This is a genomic window from Sulfitobacter sp. (genome assembly GCF_036961165.1).
Lineage (GTDB): Bacteria > Pseudomonadota > Alphaproteobacteria > Rhodobacterales > Rhodobacteraceae > Sulfitobacter.
This window is the reverse complement of record NZ_JBALVJ010000021.1, coordinates 36,759-56,594: the sequence shown is the minus strand read 5'-3', so window position 1 is coordinate 56,594 and position 19,836 is coordinate 36,759. Positions and strand designations below refer to the sequence as shown.

Annotated in this window: 19 protein-coding genes and 6 pseudogenes; 9 read left to right on the top strand and 16 right to left on the bottom strand. The window is 55.6% G+C overall.

Annotation, left to right across the window (positions count from 1 at the left end; translation table 11 throughout):
• A pseudogene (locus V7730_RS22645) lies at positions 1-244 on the bottom strand (IS30 family transposase); the annotation flags it as partial.
• A 213-nt stretch (positions 245-457) separates the two neighbouring features.
• On the opposite strand from V7730_RS22645, the gene V7730_RS11205 reads away from it, so the two are divergent.
• On the top strand, positions 458-1,417 hold the full coding sequence (locus V7730_RS11205; RefSeq protein WP_335747675.1) for an adenylate/guanylate cyclase domain-containing protein: 960 nt from the start codon (positions 458-460) through the stop codon (positions 1,415-1,417).
• Between the two features lie 236 nt (positions 1,418-1,653).
• On the opposite strand, the gene V7730_RS11200 is transcribed toward V7730_RS11205, so the two are convergent.
• Positions 1,654-1,944 carry a hypothetical protein gene (locus V7730_RS11200; protein WP_335747674.1) on the bottom strand — a complete coding sequence of 97 codons (291 nt, stop codon included), beginning with the start codon at positions 1,942-1,944 and terminating at the stop codon, positions 1,654-1,656.
• A 346-nt stretch (positions 1,945-2,290) separates the two neighbouring features.
• The gene (locus V7730_RS11195) at positions 2,291-2,890 is read right to left on the bottom strand and encodes a TetR/AcrR family transcriptional regulator (RefSeq protein WP_335747673.1); all 600 of its coding nucleotides are present in this window, start codon (positions 2,888-2,890) and stop codon (positions 2,291-2,293) included.
• Positions 2,891-2,990: 100 nt separating this feature from the next.
• Between V7730_RS11195 and V7730_RS11190 the strand changes: the two genes are divergently transcribed.
• Together V7730_RS11190 and V7730_RS11185 are read left to right on the top strand one after the other, a co-directional pair.
• Complete coding sequence (locus V7730_RS11190) at positions 2,991-3,965, top strand: alpha/beta fold hydrolase (RefSeq protein ID WP_335747672.1); 975 nt, start codon at positions 2,991-2,993, stop codon at positions 3,963-3,965.
• Positions 3,958-4,299 carry a hypothetical protein gene (locus tag V7730_RS11185; protein WP_335747671.1) on the top strand — a complete coding sequence of 114 codons (342 nt, stop codon included), beginning with the start codon at positions 3,958-3,960 and terminating at the stop codon, positions 4,297-4,299. Before V7730_RS11190 ends, V7730_RS11185 begins: the two co-directional genes overlap by 8 nt.
• A 147-nt stretch (positions 4,300-4,446) precedes the next feature.
• Here the strand turns inward: V7730_RS11185 and V7730_RS11180 are convergent, their stop codons facing one another.
• Together V7730_RS11180 and V7730_RS11175 are read right to left on the bottom strand one after the other, a co-directional pair.
• Entirely contained in the window at positions 4,447-4,701 is a 255-nt protein-coding gene (locus tag V7730_RS11180) for a hypothetical protein (RefSeq protein WP_335747670.1), read from the bottom strand.
• A gap of 145 nt (positions 4,702-4,846) precedes the next feature.
• Positions 4,847-5,212 (bottom strand): winged helix-turn-helix transcriptional regulator, encoded by a 366-nt coding sequence (locus tag V7730_RS11175; RefSeq protein WP_335747669.1) that lies wholly within the window; start codon positions 5,210-5,212, stop codon positions 4,847-4,849.
• 116 nt (positions 5,213-5,328) lie between these two features.
• On the opposite strand from V7730_RS11175, the pseudogene V7730_RS11170 reads away from it, so the two are divergent.
• Positions 5,329-5,490: pseudogene (locus V7730_RS11170) on the top strand (nitroreductase family protein); the annotation flags it as partial.
• On the opposite strand, the pseudogene V7730_RS11165 reads toward V7730_RS11170, so the two are convergent.
• The 9 genes and pseudogenes from V7730_RS11165 to V7730_RS11130 form a co-directional block, all read right to left on the bottom strand.
• A pseudogene (locus tag V7730_RS11165) lies at positions 5,455-6,552 on the bottom strand (sugar ABC transporter ATP-binding protein). The pseudogenes V7730_RS11170 and V7730_RS11165 sit on opposite strands and share 36 nt — an antisense overlap.
• A 9-nt stretch (positions 6,553-6,561) precedes the next feature.
• Positions 6,562-7,723, bottom strand: a pseudogene (locus V7730_RS11160) (Gfo/Idh/MocA family protein).
• Position 7,724: 1 nt separating this feature from the next.
• A pseudogene (locus V7730_RS11155) lies at positions 7,725-8,777 on the bottom strand (sugar phosphate isomerase/epimerase family protein).
• 25 nt (positions 8,778-8,802) lie between these two features.
• A pseudogene (gene xylA / locus V7730_RS11150) lies at positions 8,803-10,100 on the bottom strand (xylose isomerase).
• Between the two features lie 28 nt (positions 10,101-10,128).
• Positions 10,129-10,545 carry a substrate-binding domain-containing protein gene (locus V7730_RS11145; protein ID WP_335747668.1) on the bottom strand — a complete coding sequence of 139 codons (417 nt, stop codon included), beginning with the start codon at positions 10,543-10,545 and terminating at the stop codon, positions 10,129-10,131.
• Positions 10,542-10,934, bottom strand: coding sequence for a substrate-binding domain-containing protein (locus tag V7730_RS11140; RefSeq protein WP_335747680.1), 393 nt, complete (start codon positions 10,932-10,934; stop codon positions 10,542-10,544). The genes V7730_RS11145 and V7730_RS11140 overlap by 4 nt, the downstream gene beginning before the upstream one ends.
• A 44-nt stretch (positions 10,935-10,978) precedes the next feature.
• Positions 10,979-11,194, bottom strand: a complete 216-nt coding sequence (locus tag V7730_RS22640) for a LacI family DNA-binding transcriptional regulator (protein ID WP_443070209.1) — start codon at positions 11,192-11,194, stop codon at positions 10,979-10,981.
• Between the two features lie 279 nt (positions 11,195-11,473).
• Entirely contained in the window at positions 11,474-11,866 is a 393-nt protein-coding gene (locus V7730_RS11135; protein WP_335747667.1) for a cell division protein ZapA, read from the bottom strand.
• The gene (locus V7730_RS11130) at positions 11,866-12,360 is read right to left on the bottom strand and encodes a hypothetical protein (protein ID WP_335747666.1); all 495 of its coding nucleotides are present in this window, start codon (positions 12,358-12,360) and stop codon (positions 11,866-11,868) included. The genes V7730_RS11135 and V7730_RS11130 overlap by 1 nt, the downstream gene beginning before the upstream one ends.
• 242 nt (positions 12,361-12,602) lie before the next feature.
• On the opposite strand from V7730_RS11130, the gene tkt reads away from it, so the two are divergent.
• Both tkt and V7730_RS11120 read left to right on the top strand, forming a co-directional pair.
• On the top strand, positions 12,603-14,618 hold the full coding sequence (gene tkt, locus V7730_RS11125; RefSeq protein WP_335747665.1) for a transketolase: 2,016 nt from the start codon (positions 12,603-12,605) through the stop codon (positions 14,616-14,618).
• Positions 14,619-14,878: 260 nt separating this feature from the next.
• Positions 14,879-15,064 carry a hypothetical protein gene (locus V7730_RS11120; RefSeq protein WP_335747664.1) on the top strand — a complete coding sequence of 62 codons (186 nt, stop codon included), beginning with the start codon at positions 14,879-14,881 and terminating at the stop codon, positions 15,062-15,064.
• Between the two features lie 18 nt (positions 15,065-15,082).
• Here V7730_RS11120 and V7730_RS11115 read toward each other — a convergent pair whose 3' ends face one another.
• Together V7730_RS11115 and V7730_RS11110 are read right to left on the bottom strand one after the other, a co-directional pair.
• Positions 15,083-16,300 (bottom strand): cytochrome P450, encoded by a 1,218-nt coding sequence (locus V7730_RS11115; protein ID WP_335747679.1) that lies wholly within the window; start codon positions 16,298-16,300, stop codon positions 15,083-15,085.
• 69 nt (positions 16,301-16,369) lie between these two features.
• Positions 16,370-17,335 carry a DUF808 domain-containing protein gene (locus V7730_RS11110; RefSeq protein WP_335747663.1) on the bottom strand — a complete coding sequence of 322 codons (966 nt, stop codon included), beginning with the start codon at positions 17,333-17,335 and terminating at the stop codon, positions 16,370-16,372.
• Between the two features lie 194 nt (positions 17,336-17,529).
• Between V7730_RS11110 and gap (V7730_RS11105) the strand changes: the two genes are divergently transcribed.
• The 3 genes from gap (V7730_RS11105) to gap (V7730_RS11095) all read left to right on the top strand — a co-directional run bounded on the left by gap (V7730_RS11105) (position 17,530) and on the right by gap (V7730_RS11095) (position 19,834).
• Complete coding sequence (gene gap / locus V7730_RS11105) at positions 17,530-18,531, top strand: type I glyceraldehyde-3-phosphate dehydrogenase (protein WP_335747662.1); 1,002 nt, start codon at positions 17,530-17,532, stop codon at positions 18,529-18,531.
• 59 nt (positions 18,532-18,590) lie between these two features.
• On the top strand, positions 18,591-18,734 hold the full coding sequence (locus V7730_RS11100) for a hypothetical protein (RefSeq protein WP_335747661.1): 144 nt from the start codon (positions 18,591-18,593) through the stop codon (positions 18,732-18,734).
• 104 nt (positions 18,735-18,838) lie between these two features.
• On the top strand, positions 18,839-19,834 hold the full coding sequence (gene gap / locus V7730_RS11095; RefSeq protein ID WP_335747660.1) for a type I glyceraldehyde-3-phosphate dehydrogenase: 996 nt from the start codon (positions 18,839-18,841) through the stop codon (positions 19,832-19,834).
• The last annotated feature ends 2 nt before the right edge of the window (positions 19,835-19,836 follow it).

Here is a 19,836-nt window from a genome sequence, read left to right as displayed (position 1 = left end):
GCAAGGACATCTGTGCCCGCAGACCTCTCGATATCTCTTCTCGGTCGATCAAGGTCAGAGAAAGCCGTGACCTAATGCGGTCCCGCGGACGGATGCCGCCAGTGCGCCCTAACAGCGGTAAAATTGATGATGACCCCCGATCAAACACCCGACCAATCGAGCTCATCGACTCTCCGCGTTGCCATCTGTCCCAGATCTCTGACTTCTGTTTGTCCGTAAAAAATATGTGGCGGCGATACTTCACGTTCATCACTCCATCTTTGACTAAAGATTAAAGTGTTGCGTCGACCAGTTGAAATCGCCGGACAAAGCAGACGAAGCACACCATCGTATTTATCGCAAATCCGTTGGTCTGTGTTAATCTTGGCATAAAAGTTAAGAGAGACGCACAATTCGGGAGATTTCGGTTGGGAAAAAGGAAATTCGTACTGGAAAGTTTCTGGCAGGACCGGCGGCGATGACGCGGCCGTCTACGGAACTGCTTGCCGTTTCGCGCCGCTGGATCGACGCAATCCAGCACAAGCGGAAAAACCAGATGCGCAACCTTTTGTCTGAACATCAACACCTGCGCTTCGTCGGCACCGGCGAAGACGAACTGTGGGCGGGTGAAGCCGTGCGTGAGGGGATTGGAGAGTTTTTTGGCGTAATTCCCCAATTCCTCAAACACGAAGAAACTTTTGCCGAAGCCTTTGAGAATGGTGACTCCGGATGGGCGTGCCTCACTCATGACATTGTTTTTGCCGATCAGCCCGATCGGACATTTCATGTGCGGAACACCCTGATCTTCGCTCTCGAAGAAGGCGTTTGGAAAATCGTGCTGCGCCATGGTTCGCTTCCAATCCCGAATATCGATTTCACGGGAATCGAACAAAACGCCATCGCCGATCTTGTCGTTGCTGCGCGGAAAGGCTTTTCACTCGATCAACGAGACGGCTTTGCCTCGATCATGTTCACCGATATCGTCAATTCTTCGCGCCTTGCTTCACTGATGGGCGACCGCCTTTGGTCTACTGAGATGGCTCGGCACTTTGCCTCGCTGCGCGAAATCATCGAAGATGCAGACGGTCAGTTTGTGAAGTCATTGGGCGACGGAACCATGTCGAGCTTTCCGGAACCTGCTCAGGCATTGCACGCCGCGAGGGCAATCCTGCAAGTAACCGAGCAATCCGACGGACCTGCCATCGCCCTGCGCATTGGTATTCATACCGGCAACATCGTCCAGACGAGCGATGATTTCTTTGGGTCTGTCGTCAACAAGGCAGCTCGGATCGCTGCCCTCGCCGCATCGGGCGAAATCCAAGTCTCTGATACCACGCGCCGAATGGTCGGTGAAACGCAGGATTACCGCTTCACCAAAACGACTTCGGTGCAGCTACAGGGGTTTGAGGGCGAGCACCTCATTCACCGGCTGGACTAAAGGAATGAGTTGGGAACGCTTAGAACATTTTTCGTTTCTCAACGGCAACTTTGTCCGCGAAGCTACCATGGCGCCAAGCGCAGCGAATGTCTCCAATCCGCCCTTAGTGTCGGTTCGTGACACGCTGGCACTTCTGGCCCTGAGCAGACATTGACTGCTCTGAGGAGTCCTGCGGTGCCGCTTACCCAAAGCGGCAATAGGTGAAGTTTGAAAAAGCCCTGCGACTGCAAATTGAATCAAACATCCGCCAAGATTTCTCCTTTCATTTCTCCCGTTATTCGCGACATATCCTCTCTGTGGACCGATCTACGAACCTCGTCGATTTTCAACTCCGCTGCGTCTCTGGTGGCCTTGTCTGGCCATTCTGTAATCGCAGCACTCGTCCGATCACTGGTGCGTATGACGGTCACACGGTTTGCCCCAAATCCCTTAAGCGCAGGAATTCTTTTTTCTTCGATCGCACGCAATGAAACATTGAAGTCGGCTCCGTCTGCGAGTTCCCATGTGGTTATTGTGATATAGCGCATTTTCTCCTCCTTTGTTTAGCCCTTGGTGATAGCATAAAGCGGATCGGATAGATTGATCGAAATCATGCAAGAGTAGACCAACTGAAGGATTGAAAATCCAAATAGGGACATCTTGGAAGTGCGCAAAATATTTGACGCCCTGGGCAGCTTGCGGCCCTAACCGGCCATTAACCAGCCTTCCAATGCCGCAGCGCGGCTTCCCCAGACCGGCCGTTCGTGCATCGCGCAGCATTTTCGGCGGCTGATAGACCGCAGCGCCGGACAAAGCGCCAATTTCCTTCAGCCGCACCAATGACCGCTTTATTCACTTCGAGGTGGCGTGACTTGATCGAAAAGTCTTGCCACTCTACTCGATTATTTCGAATGAATAGTGAAGAACGGTCGCGATTGTGGCGTTATCGACCCCTTCTTTTTGCATCCGCATCGCTCCACCGTTTTGAGCGTCGAAGTACAGCGCCGCAGCATCGGTTGGGATTTTTGCTCCGCACTCCCCTTTTGATTTGGCGGTCTCAATCCAAACCATATAGGCATCCAATACCTCTTGGCGAAGCTGATCCACGCATTCACCTGTGGCTGACCCGAGGCTATCGCGCTGCGCACGCATGGCGACGAACAGGCAACCCAAGGGCAACCCAACTGCTTCGCGGTCTTGCGTTGTGAACGAGACCAAGGCGGCCTTTGCAGCCGCAAAACTCTGATCTCGTTTTAGAATGTCGAACAACGGCAATAGAGCTAAGCTGCGGTAGCTCTCAAGCGCAGCACGTTTCAAACCATCATCGCTCCCAAATTCGCGGTAGATCCCGGGTTTTGAAGCACCTGTCAGTTTGCAGATCTCGCCGATGGAGACATCGGTTGGGTTGACATCCCAATATTGCATCAGCGCGGTCTGTAGAACGTGCTCTCGGTCCAGAGTCTTTGGTCGACCTCGTTTTTCAGTCTTTTCCATTTCGGACCTAAGGGTATTTTATAATTGACACGCACGTACCGAAGCCATAATACGAAATAAATACAGAAAGCGCCAGACGTCCTACAGGAGCCTAAATAAGATGCCCAAAGACCCAATTGGAATACTGGGCCGCATGAACGCGGCAAGCTTGATGATGATTACGCCTGAGTTCTTCAAAGTGCGGCGTCTGCGTACGAAAGGGGCCGCAAAAATAAGCGAGACCCCAGCGCGTTTCGTAATGAAACCGGAACGCATGACCTTGGACGGTGTGGATATCCGCTTTGCGAGGGCTGGCAATCCGAACGGTCCAACCGTGCTTTTTCTGAGCCCACTACCGCAAAGTATCCTATGCTATGATAAGGTTTGGGACGCTCTTGCGGCTGACGCTAATTTGGTCGCCCTCGATCTGCCGGGCTTTGGCCGCAGCGCAGGTGACATGAGCTTTATGACTTTCGAGGCGCAAAGCGCGTTTCTGGAAAAATTTGTCTCGAAAATGGGTCTGACGGACATTCATGTTGTTGCCCCTGATATCGCGATGCCGGTGGCGCTGCATTATGTCATTCACCGCAATCACAAGGCGGCAAGCATTTTGGTCGGGGATGGACCGGGCATTCTGCCTTCGGACAACGGCAGCCTTGTCACCAAGATCATTCTTTCTGGGTTCTGGCGATCGATGGTGAATATGACCGGCCCGCGTGCGTTTATTGCAGGCGCCATCCAGCTTGGGTACTTGCACTACAGCCCATCAGCAGAGGAGGTCGCGGACTATGTTGCTTCTTATAGCGGGCGGATCAGTCAGGTTTCTGCATGGTTCAAGCATTATCCGATAGGCTCTAAAACCATTGATCCCCATCTGAATTCTCTCGAAGTCCCAGTTCATGTTTTTTGGGGTGATCAAGACGCTTTCCTGACAACCGACAATGCAGAACGATTGCACAAGCGGCTTCCTAAGAGTGCCTTGACCATTTTTGAAAACTGCGGCCATTTCTGTTACCAGGATAAGGGCCAGGAATTCACCCACATGGTCCAAAACTGGATCACGGGTGGGTATCACTTTGGTGATACGCATGGCTGACGTCTTCTACGTCTCGATCACTGGATTGCAGCTGAAAAGAGTATGGCATGCGCCGAAGTTCTGGCGTCATGCAGCCGCATCGATGTCGCAAGCAAGGTCTGCGGATGGATGCCTCTCGGCAGATGCACGCACAATCGATGGCGTTCATCACACTTTAACTGTTTGGACTTCTCGCAAGGCAATGCTGGCCTACCTTTCAGAGGGTGCGCACCTCAAGGCAATGAAGGCGTTCAAATCGTTTGCGACTGGTAAAGTGTATGGCTTTGAAACGGCAAAAATTCCCGAATGGCCAATAGCACATGCCCTCTGGCTCGACAAAGGTCGGCAGCTCTGACGAGACGTCTCAGCGCTCAAGAAGCATGATGCGTAACGAGCAAAGCTGACCTTTGCATACTACGCAACATCTGTCACATTGGGCTCTTAGCTGCATTGAGCAGCAAGGTCAGCAGGGCGGACTTTTCAGTCATCCAACATTGCGAAATTAGTGTCCGCTTTCCTGCCTAATCGTCAGTAGAATATCGAGGATGGACAGGTCCCTCATGTCCTCCTTCTTTAATTGTCCAGCCGTGGCCAGTTGTGGGTAGCCAAGCACGAGGCTCCACAGTGCAACCTGACCTTTTCCATTTCTGACGTCGACGTTTCCCTTGTGCCAGAAAATGCCCGCTGAGATATCGGCAAGATTAGCAACACAGGCCCCGACCTCGCTCATCAGGCCGGGATCATCTGGATCGGTCACGATCAGGCGACGCTTTTCGGGACTGGCAGCAGGTTTGATGGCTACCAGTATTTCAACCAGCTCACAGAAGCTTTGTTGAAATTCCTGTCAGACAACACGAGCTAAATTTACTTAGATCCCGTCTATAGTGGGGCTGGTTCCAAAATTAAGTTTCAGCGCTTTGGTCATACTTGTGCCGTGCAGCATCGATCGTGGCGAGATTTTCCAGCGCCCAATAGCCCAAGGCACTAACGGGCTCTCGAAATGACTGACCCATTTTGGTGAGGTTGTATTCAACTTTCGGCGGGATCGTCGTGTGATAGGTTCGGTTTACAAGGCCGTCGCGTTCCAACTCTTTTAGGGTCAGGCTGAGCATCCGTTGCGAGATACCAAGGTTGCGCTTGAGTTCATTGAACCGCAGCGTCCCGTATTGGGCCAATGAGATCACGACAAGCACGCTCCACCGGTCACCAACACGCGACAGCACCTCATTGATGCGTTTGCAGTCGGGGCATTGTTTATCATCCAGCATGGCGGTTCCCTTTGTGTAACCAAGGTTCAGGAATGTGCCTTCTTGCGGCGCACCTAAGTACACCTTAGGTAGTCGGTTACAAATATATACCGCCGAATTGAGGCGCTGACAATAGGATGAAATACATGACTGCAAAGCCACTGAATGATCTTCTGAAATGGCGCTACGCCACCAAGAAAATGAACCCTTCCAAAGCTGTTCCACAGGACAAGGTTGATGCGATTATTGAGGCGATCCGGATGTCACCGACATCCAGTGGCACGCAACCGTTTAGCGTCCTCTTCGGCGCTACGATTGATCACAAAACGCCCGAATTTGTGCAGGTTTTGCAGCGTCAGGTTTTCGCGCATGCCGTGGGCCAGTAACAAACCGCGCAGCTTGCGATCTTCGGTGAGGTAGCAAAGACCCTGCACCAAAGCATCCGACGGGTTGCGGACCTGAATGGTCTTTCCAAACAGCGCAACGCTGTCCGTCTTAGCAGACCTAAGACCAACCAGACCTTCCATCGTTTCGGTCCGGAGAGAGCCGATCAACCCGCCGATCCCTAGAATTTCACCTGCCCCAAGGTCCAGATCGATCCCTTCGGAATATCCCTTAACCGACAGCCCGCGTACACTTAGAACAGTTGGCCTGTCCACCACGGCCACGGGCTTTTCGGGAAATAGGTCAGAGACATCGCGACCGACCATCGCCGTTCCCATGTTGTCTTCGGTGTAATGGTGGCCGGGCCCGTGTTGGACAACCGCGCCATCGCGCATGATCGTCACGCGATCGGCAAGCTGTGATACTTCGTCGAGCTTATGGGAGGTGAACAGGATTGCGGTGCCGGATGCACACAGTTCGTTGATCTGTTCGAACAGAACCTCGGTTTCTGATTTTGTCAGAACGGCGGTCGGCTCATCCATGGCCAGAATGCGGGCCTGCCGCGACAGGGCCTTTGCGATCTCGACCATCTGTTCATCAGAATTAGAGAGTTGCGAGACCAACGCATCCGGCGATACGCGACACTTCACGTGATCCAGATACTGCCGTGTGAGCGCGCGCATCTTGGGTTTATCCAGCAGCAAACCGGATTTCAGCTCACGCCCCAGAAAGAAATTCTGCTCAACCGTCAGCTGTTCGGCGAGGTTGAATTCCTGATGGATCATAACGATCCCGGCCTTCTCTCATTCGTGCAGGCTGGAAAACAGGAGGGGGTGACCATCAAGGATGATCTGACCGTGGCTTGCAGGCTGATATCCTGCAAGGCTTTTCATCGTGGTAGATTTACCCGCCCCATTCTCACCTATCAGCGCATGAACCTCACCTGCATACAGCGCCAGATCGACGCTATGCAGCACCTCAATCGGTCAGAAGTTTTTACTCACCCCTTTCAGAGCAAGCACTGCCGCATTGTTGGCAGCGGACTGAACGCAGGCGTTGATGAATGACATCCCTTCAAGCCCCTCGACTATCCCCGGAAGAAGACCCATCGCGTTGGCGCGCGGAGTGCCGGATTGCACAGCGCGGATGGCGTCAGCTGCTTCGGTATAGATCGTCGCAAAACCCCCCAGATAACCTTCGGGATGGCCCGCGGGGATGCGGCTGACGGCAGCAGCGGCGGGGTTTGCCGCCGGACTACCGCGCGTTATCAGCCGCTTTGCCACGCCGTGCGGCGTAAACCAGAGATAGTTTAGATCTTCTTGCGCCCATTCAAGTCCGCCTTTTGATCCGTAGATGCGCAGCTTTAGCCCGTTCTCATTGCCCAGCGCCACCTGACTGGACCACAGCATACCGAGCCCCTCCATCAAAGCGCAATATCACATGCGCGTTGTCATCCAACTGCCTGCCTGCGACAAAGCTTTGCAGATCACCGGCAAGACTTTCACAACGCAGCCCTGACACAAAGCAGGCCCGATTATAGGCGTGCGTTCCAATATCCCCGACAGATCCGCCTGCCCCGGACCGCGCTGGATCGGTGCGCCATTCGGCCTGCTTCAGCCCTTCGTTCTCCAGCGGAGAGGTCAACCAATCCTGAGGGTATTCGGCCTGCACGATGCGGATGTCGCCCAAATCGCCCGCCTCACTCATCGACTTGGCCTGGCGGACCATCGGGTAGCCGGTGTAATTGTGGGTCAATACGAATAGGGCGTCAGAGACTTCGACCGCAGCTTGCATTGCATGGGCGTCTGCCATCGTTGCAGTGATAGGTTTGTCGCAGATGACATGGATGTCGCGTTCCAAAAAGGCGCGGGCTGCGGGATAGTGCACATGGTTCGGCGTGACGATGGCAACGGCTTCAATCCCGTCGTCACAGGCAGCCTCTACCGTAGCCATTTCGTCAAAATCACCATAGCAGCGGTCAGCTGCCAATCCGAGAGTTTTGCCAGACGCCTTTGATTTTTCGGGTGTGGAGGACAATGCGCCTGCAACCAGTTCATATCGATCGTCGATCCGTGAAGCGATGCGGTGAACGCCGCCAATAAACGCGTCATTTCCACCGCCAACCATGCCAAGCCTGATAAGTGCCATCTTAGCCAATCCCCATCATTTTAGAGTTTGCAGCATCATCCGTTCCGCCATCGGCGAAATCGTCAAACGCTCTTTCAGTCACGCGGATGATATGGTCAGAGACAAATTGCACGCCTTCGCGTGCGCCGTCCTCAGGGTCTTTGAGGCAGCATTCCCATTCCACCACAGCCCAGCCGTCAAAGTCATTCGCCGCCATTTTGGAAAACACCGCCCCGAAATCGACCTGACCATCACCCAAGGACCGGAAACGCCCTGCCCGATCAACCCAGCTTTGATACCCCGAATAAACGCCTTGCCGCCCCGTTGGATTGAACTCGTCATCTTTGACGTGGAACATCCGAATGCGGTCTTTGTAGATATCGATGTTGTCCAGATAATCCATGCATTGCAGCACGTAGTGACTGGGATCATGGAGCATGCAGGCAAGGCCGTGTTTGCCCACGCGCTCCAAGAACACCTCGTAGGTGATGCCGTCGTGCAGGTCCTCACCGGGATGGATTTCATAGCAAACGTAGACGCCGCAGTCTTCCGCATGATTCAGGATGAGCAGCCAGCGTTTTGCCAGCTCATCAAATGCCGTCTCGATCAGACCAGGGCGCTGTGCCCACGGATGCAAGAACGGCCAAGCCAGAGAGCCAGAGAAGGCCGCGTGCGCGCCGATTTCCATATTATGCGACGCGCTGAGCGCCTTCATGACCTGATCCACAGCCCATTCCTGACGTGCCTTTGGATTCCCGCGCACTTCTGGCGCTGCAAGACCGTCAAACGCGTCATCATAGGCGGGGTGAACCGCGACAAGCTGACCCTGTAGGTGGGTCGACAGCTCTGTCACCTCCACACCATTCTCAGCTGCTTTTCCGCGGAATTCGTCGCAATAGTCACGGCTGCTGGTGGCTTTGTCCAAGTCGATTAAGCGGGCGTCCCAGCTGGGCACCTGAACGCCCTTTTAGCCGCAATCAGCCGCCCATTTTGTGAGGCTGGCCCATGAATTAAACGGGGGTTCGTCGCTTGCAAATTGCGCCAGAAATAGCGCCGGTCCTTTGATCGTTTTCATATCTCTGTTCTCCTCCCATTGCGGTTCAAACGAACCGGTTCACGTTGTTTTCATGAATTTTTTGCCGACCAGATTTTGGTTTGGGGTTGATACTGTCTGCTTCGACTTGTGCGGCGATGGTCTCCAGATCACTGATCAACATTGACTGTGCGCGGTAGTCTTCCCATCCGGCGTAGCGGGCTATGCGCATTTCCTCTAGCGTGCCATCCTCAAGCATCGCAGCGGCCGCCTTCAGGCCGCGCGCGCAGACGTCCACGGCACCGGCGTGCGCTGCGATCAGGTCGTCAGGCTCAAGCGATTGGCGGCGCAGCTTTGCATCAAAGTTCGTGCCGCCGGTTTGAAATCCTCCAGCTTTCAGGGTTTCGTAATAGGCTAGTGCCACTTCGGGAGCGTTGTTGGGGAATTAATCCGTATCCCAGCCCGATTGATAGTCATTGCGGTTCATATCAATAGACCCGAAAATCCCCAGCGCGTTGGCCAAAGCAATTTCATGCTCAAACGAATGGCCTGCCAAAATTGCGTGCCCTTGTTCAATGTTGACCTGCACTTCTTATTCATGCCCAAATCGCTGCAACAGCCCGTAAACCGTTGAAACATAGTAGTCATATTGGTGTTTTCTTGGCTCTTTCGGCTTGGGCTCGACATGGATTGCGCCCTTGAAACCGATCTTGTGTTTGTAATCAACGACCATGCTCAAAAAGCGGCCCAGATGATCCAGATCTTGACCAAGGTTGGTGTTCAACAGCGTCTCGTACCCCTAACGCCCGCCCCAAAGCACATAGTTCTCACCGCCCAAACGGTGGGTGGCATTCATGCACTGCTTGACCGAGGCCGCGGACCACGCAAAGACCTCTAGATCTGGGTTCGTTGAGGCGCCTGACGTGAACCGGCTGTGCGAAAACAGGTTCGCTGTGCCCCGCAGCAGTTTGGTTTTGCGACCTTCCATCTTCGCCTCAAAGATGTCGATGATTTCTTCAAAGTTGCGTTTGCTTTCCGCAAAACTTTGCCCTTCGGGACGAATATCGGCGTCATGGAAACATGAAATACGGCGCGCCGAGAATATCAAAAAAGCTCAAAGGCGACATCGGCTTTCATCTTAGCCAACTCCAGCGTGTCGCCAAACCACGGCCGCTCAAATGTCTGTCCGCCGAAGGGGTCTCCTCCGAGACATGCAAACGAATGCCAAAAGGCAACCGCGAACCGCAGATGGTCCTCCATGCGCTTACCCAAAAGGAATTCGTCAGGGTTGTAGTGGCGGAAAGCCAGATCCGTCGCATTTGGATTGAATTCTAGCGGCGCTTGCTCTGCGAAAAACGTGGTCATTGTCAGCCTCTGTCAGTAATTTTGGTTTTCACGGGCGGGAGATCGTCGGAAGAATGGGATCGCGGGGCGGCACAGGACGGCCATCTGCCAGCAGCCGAAGCGGATTCAGCGCCGCCGAAACCTCTTCCTCGGGTCGCTGGTCAATCACGATGTCAAAGGTCCTGTCCAGCAACGCCGAACGCGAATGGTCAACAAGTTTGTGCGCCACGCAAAAGGGACTTGCTGAACACGATTCCAAGGCACGCGCCAAGCCGCGATTTCCAGCGCCGACATTATATACAGCTGAAATAACAGTGTTATTTCTCAGAGCGGTCTGGATTTCTGCTTCAACTATTTCTGCGTTATCTTGTCCATGGAGGACCGGGCAAATGGACAGGTCGGGGAAATCCTCGTTCAGGACTTCTTGAAAACCGGTCAGGCGTTCGTTGTGGTCACGTGCATTCAACGCACCGACGATGAACTGAACACAGCCCTTCCGCCCCCATGCGCCATACCGACCAGTCGTGCGGCAGTACGTCCGGCCACGACGTTGTGGATACCGATGTAAGTGCTTTCTTCCAGCGAGGGCAGCGCAGACACCAGCGACACGACAGGTATCCTATTCTTCTTCAGCGCCAGCAACGGTGCGAGCAACGCATCGCCCTCAAGACCCACGACCGCCAGACCGTCCAGTTCACTTTTTGCAAGCTCGCCCAAATGCTCCGCAAGACGTTTGGCATCAAAGGCGGGAACATCTTGTATTTCAATGGAAATCGAGGACAAGGACGCCGCTTCAACCTTGTGGTTGATGATCGCGCGCACGTGTTGAAAGAAAGTATTCGCCCCTGCCGGAATGACAAAACGAAGCGATAGGTTTTCTGGCGCGACAGGTTTGCAGCCTAGACATTGCGCACATAACCAAGCTCGGCCACCGCCGCGCGCACCTTCTCGACCGACTTGGTCGAGACACGCGCACGCCTGTTCAATACGCGAACAGCTGTTGCATATGACACGCCTGCTTTCGCGGCGACATCATGTAATGTAGGTTTTTTTTCACAGGCCCCTCCCGTTTCATCATCCGTGGATGATTCTGGTCTGCCAAGCCATCTTGGCAGACAGCTAACGGACTGTGCCGAAAGGTATTTCCATCGTTAAAAGAAGACCACTAAAGCTGAAGAACAGGCTGGAGCAACATTTCGCAAGCCAAAATCATACCCTACGCGCAGCATGACAGGTGCAACTTTTGAGCGCCCTTCACCCTAAGTGAACAGGAGCTACAAACGGCTTTTGAAGTAAAGAGAATTCATCAGCCGACAGATACGCATCCAACGACCAGCCAGGCTGTGGGGGCGCGCTCACAGCTATAGCAAGCGCGCCAGATTTTCAGACCGATATTATCCGCCGACCTTTTCGTCGACCTCAGCGGCAAGCGCTTCGGCGCGGGCGGCAATTTCGGCGAGCGTATCCGTGACGGACTGCGGCACAACAGGAACTTCGATGCGCTCTGGCTCTATGACCACATTGCGCAGGCCCGCCAGCTCTGCTTCACGCTCCGCCAGTTCAGCGCGGACCTCTGCGATTTTGTCTTCGACGCTTGCGGTTTTGTCAGCAAGCATCAGGCCCGCCATCAGCAGCATCCGTGCTTCGGGCATGCGGCCCACGGCATCGGCCAGGATTTGTGCTTCGTCATCCAGCATCTTGGCAGCCGAGTGCAGATAGCTTTCCTCCCCCTCCTGACAGGCAACATCAAAGTAGCGGCCGCCGATGGCAATCTTGACCTCTGGCATTATGCGTCTCCTCGCGTGCTGGGGCTGGTCGTGGCGGCATCCATCAGGGGCTGCAGGCTGGCAAGGATCACCGAGGCTTCGGCGACATCGGCCGCGCGGGCAGCGCGCAGGGCCTCAAGCTCTGCCAGCATGGCTTTGTTAATCAGATGGGCATCTCCCACCCCTTCGGCATTGGCTTCGCGCAACGCAGCGCAAGCATCGCTTAGCTGGGCGTTGGCACGACGCACGCGCTGCAGTTCGATATCAAGCTGGGCCATGCGGGCCTCGCCTTCTTCGACCTTGGCGCGCAAGGAGGCGGTCTCGGTTTCCGATTTGGCACGCAGGCCGCGCACGCGCTCTTGAAGCTGCGCGTTTGCTGTACGCTCTTCTTCCAAAAGCTTTACGGTCTCTGCGTCTGGCCCTGCGGGCGTGGCCGGTCCCAGCTTTTCCAGACCGAATGCGACCTGATCCATCGCTGCGGTAATCCGCCGCTGAAGTTCTTCGATATCGCTCATATGCCTCTCTCACTCAATCTGTAGCACTCCGACCCTGCCGTATGACGAATCGGTTTACGCCCAATATTGGTGCAATCCTATCCAAAGCCGCAATAAAATGCTGCCCCCCTTTCAGAACAGGACCTTGAGCCGAATTCTTCACGCCCAGCCTTAACAAACGCCGTGTGTCGCATGCTTGATCTTTCCCGCTGCCCTGATATGGAGCCTGCAACGCCTTTTAGCTTGTATAAGGAGTCCCTGCCGTGGATCTCAAAGCCCTTCAAACTGCCAATCCCGATCACTGGTCCAAGGCCGCCGCCATTCGCGCGCTGACACTGGACGCTGTTGCTGCTGCAAATTCCGGCCACTCAGGCATGCCCATCGGCATGGCGGACGTCGCCACGGTGCTTTACCAGAACCACCTGAAATTTGACGCGGCCCAGCCCAACTGGCCTGACCGTGACCGTTTCATCCTGTCTGCAGGCCACGGCTCGATGCTGCTCTATTCCCTGCTCCATTTGGTAGGTGACGTGCAATTCCTGATCGAGGAGATCAAGAATTTTCGCCAGATGGGCGCGCGCACTGCCGGCCACCCAGAGAACTTCCTTGCCGATGCGATTGAGACCACCACAGGCCCGCTGGGTCAGGGCATAGCGAACTCTGTCGGGTTTGCCATGGCCGAAGAAATCCAGCGCGCCACTTACGGCGCCAAGGTTGTGGACCACTATACATACGTCATCGCAGGAGACGGCTGCCTGATGGAAGGCATCAGCCAGGAGGCCATCGCGCTTGCGGGCCGCCACAAGCTGAGTAAGCTCATCTTGATGTGGGACAACAACAACATCACCATAGACGGTCCGGTCACGCTGTCCGACACCACCGATCAGGTCGCGCGCTTCCGTGCCGCAGGCTGGGACGTCCAAGAGATCGACGGCCACAACCCCGATGAGATTGACGCCGCGCTGACGGCTGCCAAAAAGACCGACACGCCCAGCATGATTGCTTGCAAGACGCATATCGCCCTGGGCCACGCCGCGCAGGACACCTCCAAGGGCCACGGCGCGCTGACCGATCCCGCACAGATGGTTGCCGCAAAAGAGGCTTGGGGCTGGACCTCTGCCCCCTTCGACATTCCTGCCGACATCAAATCCGCATGGGAGGCCATTGGCAGCCGCGGCGCAGAAGTACGCAAAGCGTGGGAAGAGCGGTTTGACAGCATGCCACGCGGCAAGCGCGAGACGTTCAACCGCGCGCTGGCGGGCGAGGCTCCGCAAAAACTGACTGCGGTGATCAAGGCATTCAAGAAACAGATGTCAGAATCCGCGCCGAAGCTTGCCACGCGCTCTTCTTCCGAAAAAGTGCTGGAAGTGATCAACCCGATCATGACGGAAACTGTGGGTGGATCTGCCGACCTTACAGGTTCCAACAACACCAAGACCGCAGATCTTGGCGTGTTCGATCTGGATAACCGCGGGGGTCGCTACATCTATTGGGGCATCCGCGAGCATGGCATGGCTTCAGCGATGAACGGTATGGCGCTGCATGGCGGCGTGCGTCCGTACTCCGGTACATTCATGTGCTTCACCGATTACGCGCGCCCTGCGATGCGCCTGTCAGCGTTGATGCAGGTTCCAGTTGTCTATGTAATGACCCACGATAGCATCGGTCTGGGCGAAGACGGCCCGACCCACCAACCGGTTGAGCATCTGGCCATCAGCCGCGCGACCCCTAACACGCTGGTCTTCCGCCCCGCCGATACGATTGAAACGGCAGAAGCTTGGGAAATCGCACTAACGCAAACCGGCACACCTTCTGTGCTGTCGCTGACACGTCAGGGCCTGCCCACTGTGCGGACCGAGCATAAGAACAACAACATGACAGCGCGCGGCGCCTACACGCTTGTCGATGCCGAAGGCAAACGCCAGGTGATCTTGATTGCCAGCGGCTCTGAAGTTTCGGTCGCACTAGAAGCGCGCGATCTGTTGCAGGCCGAAGGCGTCGGTGTGCGGGTTGTGTCCATGCCATGCATGGAGTTGTTTGCCCAGCAGGACGACGCCTACCGCAAACGCACCCTGCCGGGTGGCGCTGTGCGCGTCGGCATCGAAGCTGGTGTGCGTCAGGGCTGGGACCAGTGGTTGCTAGGCGAGCGCGGCAAATTCGGTAAAGCCGATTTTGTCGGCATGGACAGCTTTGGCGCCTCTGCTCCGGCTGAAGAACTGTTCGTCAAATTCGGCATCACGGCCGCCAATGTGGCCGAGAAGGCAAAAGCACTTCTCTAGTATAGGTAGAATCACTTTCTAGCACAGGTGGTTTTATGTGCGTGCGGCGGAGCCTTTTCAAAGGTTCCGCCGCCTTTGTTTCCAAATTGTGGATAGTCTGGTGCTGTATATCGGCCAATTTGTGCCAGTTCTGCCACATTTCCGGCGATCTTTAGCCACATCATACCCCTAAATAGGGGGGGTCTTGATTGGCGTTAAGAATTCCCTAACGATTAAGGCGCAAGTTAGAAGACGGTGATACAAACGCGGAGTGTGAAACTATGGCTTACATCCTGACAGCGATCATGAGCGGTGGCATTGCGGCGATCCTTGCGCTTTTCGCAGGCGAAACTTGGGGCCAGATTTTCTTTAGCTACGTCATTTACGGACATCTTGGCATTGCCACTCTGGCCGTTGCACAGATGGCAGCGAACCTCTTTGACCGCCGCGGCGACCCGCAAGACTAAACCCAAATCGACAATATATCAGACGTGGTGCAGCCTGATCTGCATACTGTCTAGCGCATGCATTGCGTTCCCTGGCCGCCAGACAGGCTCCCTCTTCAGTTCGATCCGAGATACCTTCTGCGCCAGCACCGTCAGAACTGCGTCCATCTCAGCGCGTGCCACGTTTTGCCCGACACATCCATGCACCCCGACACCGAAGGCCAGATGACCCTGCGGCTTGCGGTCAACTCTGAAATTTTCAGGATCACCCCATTTGTCAGGGTCCATGTTCGCTGAACCCAATACACAAAGCACTTTGCTGCTCTCTTTGATCGCAATGCCGGAAACCTGAGTATCCAGATTGGCCGTGCGACAAAAGGAATGCACCGGAGAAGTGTAGCGGAGCACCTCTTCAAAACAGGCGCGGGCCAGCGACGGACCGGCGCGCAATTTGTCGTATTCCTGCGGATTGCGACCCAGACAGTACAACGCGTTGCCAATGGCCGTCACCGTGGTGTCTACACCCGCGGATAGAAATGAGCGGACCAGAAACCCCGCCTCTTCTTGCGTGATCTCGCCTGCGTCGGCAGCCTTATACAGCATCTCGCCCATGCCACCTTTCAACAGACGGTCGCGCGCGCAGGCTTTTGTGATCCATGCAATGATCTGTGGCGCGCGGCCAAGCGATGCCTGCCGGATCGGGTTATCCGGCCCAAGGCTGTTGAAAACCATTGCACCATAGTCGACCAGATGGCGCGGATTGCCGTCTTTCATGCCGACGGCCTTAGGGAATACGGTGGTGGGAAAGCTTTCAGCAAACTCGGCAACCGCGTCGAAACTATCGCGGGTGAGCAGATCGTCGATCATGGTTTCGGCTGTTTGCATGAACATGTCACGCTGGGATGCGGCCACCCGCGGCGACATCGCCTTGATCATCACCTTGCGGGTGCGGGTATGCTCTGGCGGGTCCACCTCAAGAATGATCGAGGGCGGACGCCACGCGCGGGTGTGTTTGAAATCATCAAGCCCGACACCGCGCGATGAGACAAAGCGCGAGTAGTCCGAGAATACTTCCTTGGTCTCCGCAAAGCGGCCCACGGCCAGAATGCCATACTTTGGGATGAACACCACAGGGCCCTTGGCGCGCAATTCGGCGTAGTAGGCTTCCGGCTTTGCAAGGATCTCTGGTGCGTAGGGATCAATGTCCCAGATCGCGGCGCCCTTGGGCGGTGCGATGGCTTTGTGTCCTTCGATCATCTCCACGCGGCACATCCTCCACTACCCCTGTCAGACCAGTGTGACGTGTCATGCGCCCATTCCCAAATGTTATTTTGAGAAAACCTTACGCCACAGCGGAGTCACGATCTTTTCGCCAAGCGGGATAAGGATCATACCAAGGATCAGACCAAGCACACCGTCGATGGCCGCTTTGACGAACCATTCGACCGCCCCTGTCCAGCCCTCGGGAACAGTATGTCCCACGGCAGCGGCTACGTCATGGATGATATGCGCAGGCGCGGCAAAGCCCAGTTCTTCCAGCCCGTGCACAATGATCGAACCGCCAACCCATAGCATGGCCGCCGTCCCTACAACTGTCAGCAGACGCAAGAACCCTGGCATCGCCTTGACCAATCCACCGCCCAGGTTTCGGGTGAGCGACAGCCGCCCGTGGTTTGCCATGGCAAGGCCAAGATCATCCATTTTTACGATCAGCGCGACAGAGCCGTAAACCGCGACAGTGATCATTACAGCCACAGCCGCCAATGTCGCCGCTTCCATCCAGAAGTTGCTCACAGGGATTGCCGCAAGCGAGATGGTCATGATTTCGGCCGAGAGGATAAAATCGGTCTTGATGGCGCCGACGGCCTTTTCTTCTTCAAGCGCGGCGGGATCGGAGATCGTTGTCTCTTTGTGCGGATGGTCCTCGTGGCCTTGGCTCCAGCCCAACACATAGGCAACCTTCTCGGCCCCTTCAAAGCACAGATAGGCCCCGCCCAGCATTAGCAAAGGCGCGATGGCCCATGGTGCAAAGTTTGACAGGAGCAGTCCGGCCGGCAGCAAAAACAACAGCTTGTTACGCAGTGATCCTTTGGTTATGCGCCAGATGATCGGCAGCTCTCGCTTGGCCTCGAACCCGTGCACATATTTCGGCGTAACAGCGGCATCATCAATCACAGCACCCGCCGCTTTCGCGGAGGCTTTGGTCGCCTGCCCGATCACGTCATCCACAGATGCTGCTGCAACCTTCGCAATGGCTGCAACATCATCCAGCAAGGCAATCAATCCACTCATCACAACGCTCCGTTTTTCCTGACCTACCGATGTAGAGCAGCCCAGCAGGATTGCCAATGCGGTATGGCACAAGGATGTTACCGCTAACCTGAACTTTTAACGCTAACATGTGATTTTCAAGGGGCTTTGGCTCTGGCCCCTGCCTGCAACAGGCGTCTATAGCAGGCGCAACCTGATCACCCAAGGAGCCTCCCATGACCATCAAAGTAGGTATTAACGGTTTTGGCCGCATCGGCCGCTGTACCCTGTCCCACATCGCCCAATCAGCGCGCGAAGACATTCAGGTGATCAAGCTGAACGCCACTGGCCCGATTGAAACAGCAGCCCATCTGCTGAAGTACGATTCCGTGCATGGCCGCTTTTGCAACGAGATCACCATTGATGACGGCTACCTCAATTTGGGCCAGAACGACATCGAAGTAATGTCCACATACAATATAGAAGAGCTGGACTGGTCCGGCTGTGACGTGGTGTTGGAATGCACGGGCCAGTTCAACGATGGCAACAAGGCGCGCACGCACATCGAACAAGGCGCGAAGAAGGTTCTGCTCTCGGCACCGGGCAAGAACGTGGATCGCACTATTGTCTTCGGTGTGAATGATGACCAGCTTCTGGCCTCTGACACCATGATCTCTAACGGGTCGTGCACCACGAACTGCCTCGCGCCGCTTGCACGCGTTATGCACGAGGCAGTGGGTATTGAGAGCGGTTTGATGACTACCATCCACAGCTACACCGGCGACCAGCCGACGCTGGACCGCCGCCACAAGGACCTTTACCGCGCCCGCGCCGCCGCCATGGCGATCATCCCCACCTCTACCGGAGCGGCCAAGGCGCTGGGTGAAGTCATGCCAGAGCTTAAAGGCAAGCTTGATGGTACCGCTATGCGCGTACCAACGCCGAACGTCAGCGCCGTTGACCTCACCTTTACCGCCTCACGCGATGTGACCGTGGAAGAGATCAACCTCGCCGCCAAGAAAGCCGCCGAAGGCTATATGTCTCGCGTCTTTGCCTATGACCCCGAGCAAAAAGTGTCGATCGACTTTAACCACACCGAGCACAGCTCAATCTTTGCGCCGGACCAGACCATTGTTGTAGCTGGCCGCACGGTGCGTGTCTTGTCGTGGTATGACAATGAGTGGGCGTTCTCCGTGCGCATGGCCGATGTGGCTGTTGCCATGGGCAAGCTTGGCTAGGACTTGCTGCAACGCCCTGCCTGCCCTAGAACGGGCAGGCAACTGAAAGGGCTCACGCCATGACCAACAGGATCGCATTTGTGCTGGGCCTTCTGATCGTGGGCACCATTGTGGTAGATTATATCTTCTACGGGACTGAACATTCAGTGTTCCTCGGCAAAAAGCTCACCGATCTCATTGAATGGCTGGCCTTCTGGCGCTAGGCCGCCTGCTCTGAACACTTCTATGAGAGGGCTTTCAGCTTCGGCTTGACCTTCGCGGTCAACTGAATATGTTAGCGCAAACATACATTCAAACGGGTAGAATTATGACAATCAAACTTGGCATCAACGGATTTGGCCGCATTGGCCGTAACGTCCTGCGCGCGCTTGTCGAAAGTGGCCACGATGATATCGAAGTGGTGGCGATCAACGATCTGGCCCCGCTTGAAACCAACGCACATCTGTTTGAATTCGACAGCGTGCATGGCCGCTTTGGCCGTGAAGTCACTTGGGGTGATGGGGTGATGGACATTGGTCGCGGCCCGATCCGTGTCACGTCCGAGCGTGCGCCAGAGGATCTGCCATGGCAGGACGTGGACATTGTGCTGGAATGCACAGGTATTTTCCGCAGTGTCGAGACAGCTGGCCGCCACCTCAAGAACGGATCGAAGAAGGTGCTGATTTCAGCCCCAGGTCAGGGTGATATGAAAACCATCGTCTATGGCGTGAACCATGACATCCTGACGGCGGATGACACGGTGGTCTCCAACGCGTCCTGCACCACGAACTGCCTTGCCCCACTCGCCCATGCGCTGCACGGCGCCTTTGGCCTCAAACGCGGCTATATGACGACTGTGCACAGCTATACCGGCGACCAGCCTGTGCATGACACGGCCCACAGCGACCTCTACCGCGCCCGCGCGGCAGCTCTGTCGATGATCCCGACCACCACGGGTGCCGCAGAGGCCGTTGGCCTTGTCCTGCCCGAGCTTGCAGGCCGCATTGCTGGCACCGCGATCCGCGTACCAACCCCGAATGTGTCCTGTGTCGATCTGGTTGTTGAACTGGACCGCGACGCAACGCCCGAAGAGATCAACAGCGCCCTGAGCAAGGCCGCCGAAGGCATGGAGGGTGTGATGGGCGTCACCAGCCGCAAGCTGGTATCAATGGACTTTAACCATGATGCGCGAAGCAGCATCATCGCGCTGGACCAGACTACGGTTCAGCAGGGAAATATGGCGCGCGTTCTGGCATGGTATGACAACGAATGGGGTTTTTCCAATCGTATGCTCGACACCGCGACCACCATGGCGCGCGCCTAAGG

Coding starts and splice junctions, on each gene's coding strand:
- V7730_RS11195 (WP_335747673.1), bottom strand. CDS start 2,890: ATGGAAAAGACTGAAAAACGAGGTCGACCAAAGACTCTGGACCGAGAG.
- V7730_RS11200 (WP_335747674.1), bottom strand. CDS start 1,944: ATGCGCTATATCACAATAACCACATGGGAACTCGCAGACGGAGCCGAC.
- V7730_RS11115 (WP_335747679.1), bottom strand. CDS start 16,300: ATGATCGAAGGACACAAAGCCATCGCACCGCCCAAGGGCGCCGCGATC.
- V7730_RS11175 (WP_335747669.1), bottom strand. CDS start 5,212: ATGCTGGATGATAAACAATGCCCCGACTGCAAACGCATCAATGAGGTG.
- V7730_RS11110 (WP_335747663.1), bottom strand. CDS start 17,335: ATGAGTGGATTGATTGCCTTGCTGGATGATGTTGCAGCCATTGCGAAG.
- V7730_RS11100 (WP_335747661.1), top strand. CDS start 18,591: ATGACCAACAGGATCGCATTTGTGCTGGGCCTTCTGATCGTGGGCACC.
- V7730_RS11135 (WP_335747667.1), bottom strand. CDS start 11,866: ATGCCAGAGGTCAAGATTGCCATCGGCGGCCGCTACTTTGATGTTGCC.
- V7730_RS11185 (WP_335747671.1), top strand. CDS start 3,958: ATGGCTGACGTCTTCTACGTCTCGATCACTGGATTGCAGCTGAAAAGA.
- gap (WP_335747660.1), top strand. CDS start 18,839: ATGACAATCAAACTTGGCATCAACGGATTTGGCCGCATTGGCCGTAAC.
- V7730_RS11130 (WP_335747666.1), bottom strand. CDS start 12,360: ATGAGCGATATCGAAGAACTTCAGCGGCGGATTACCGCAGCGATGGAT.
- V7730_RS11190 (WP_335747672.1), top strand. CDS start 2,991: ATGCCCAAAGACCCAATTGGAATACTGGGCCGCATGAACGCGGCAAGC.
- V7730_RS11120 (WP_335747664.1), top strand. CDS start 14,879: ATGGCTTACATCCTGACAGCGATCATGAGCGGTGGCATTGCGGCGATC.
- V7730_RS11205 (WP_335747675.1), top strand. CDS start 458: ATGACGCGGCCGTCTACGGAACTGCTTGCCGTTTCGCGCCGCTGGATC.
- gap (WP_335747662.1), top strand. CDS start 17,530: ATGACCATCAAAGTAGGTATTAACGGTTTTGGCCGCATCGGCCGCTGT.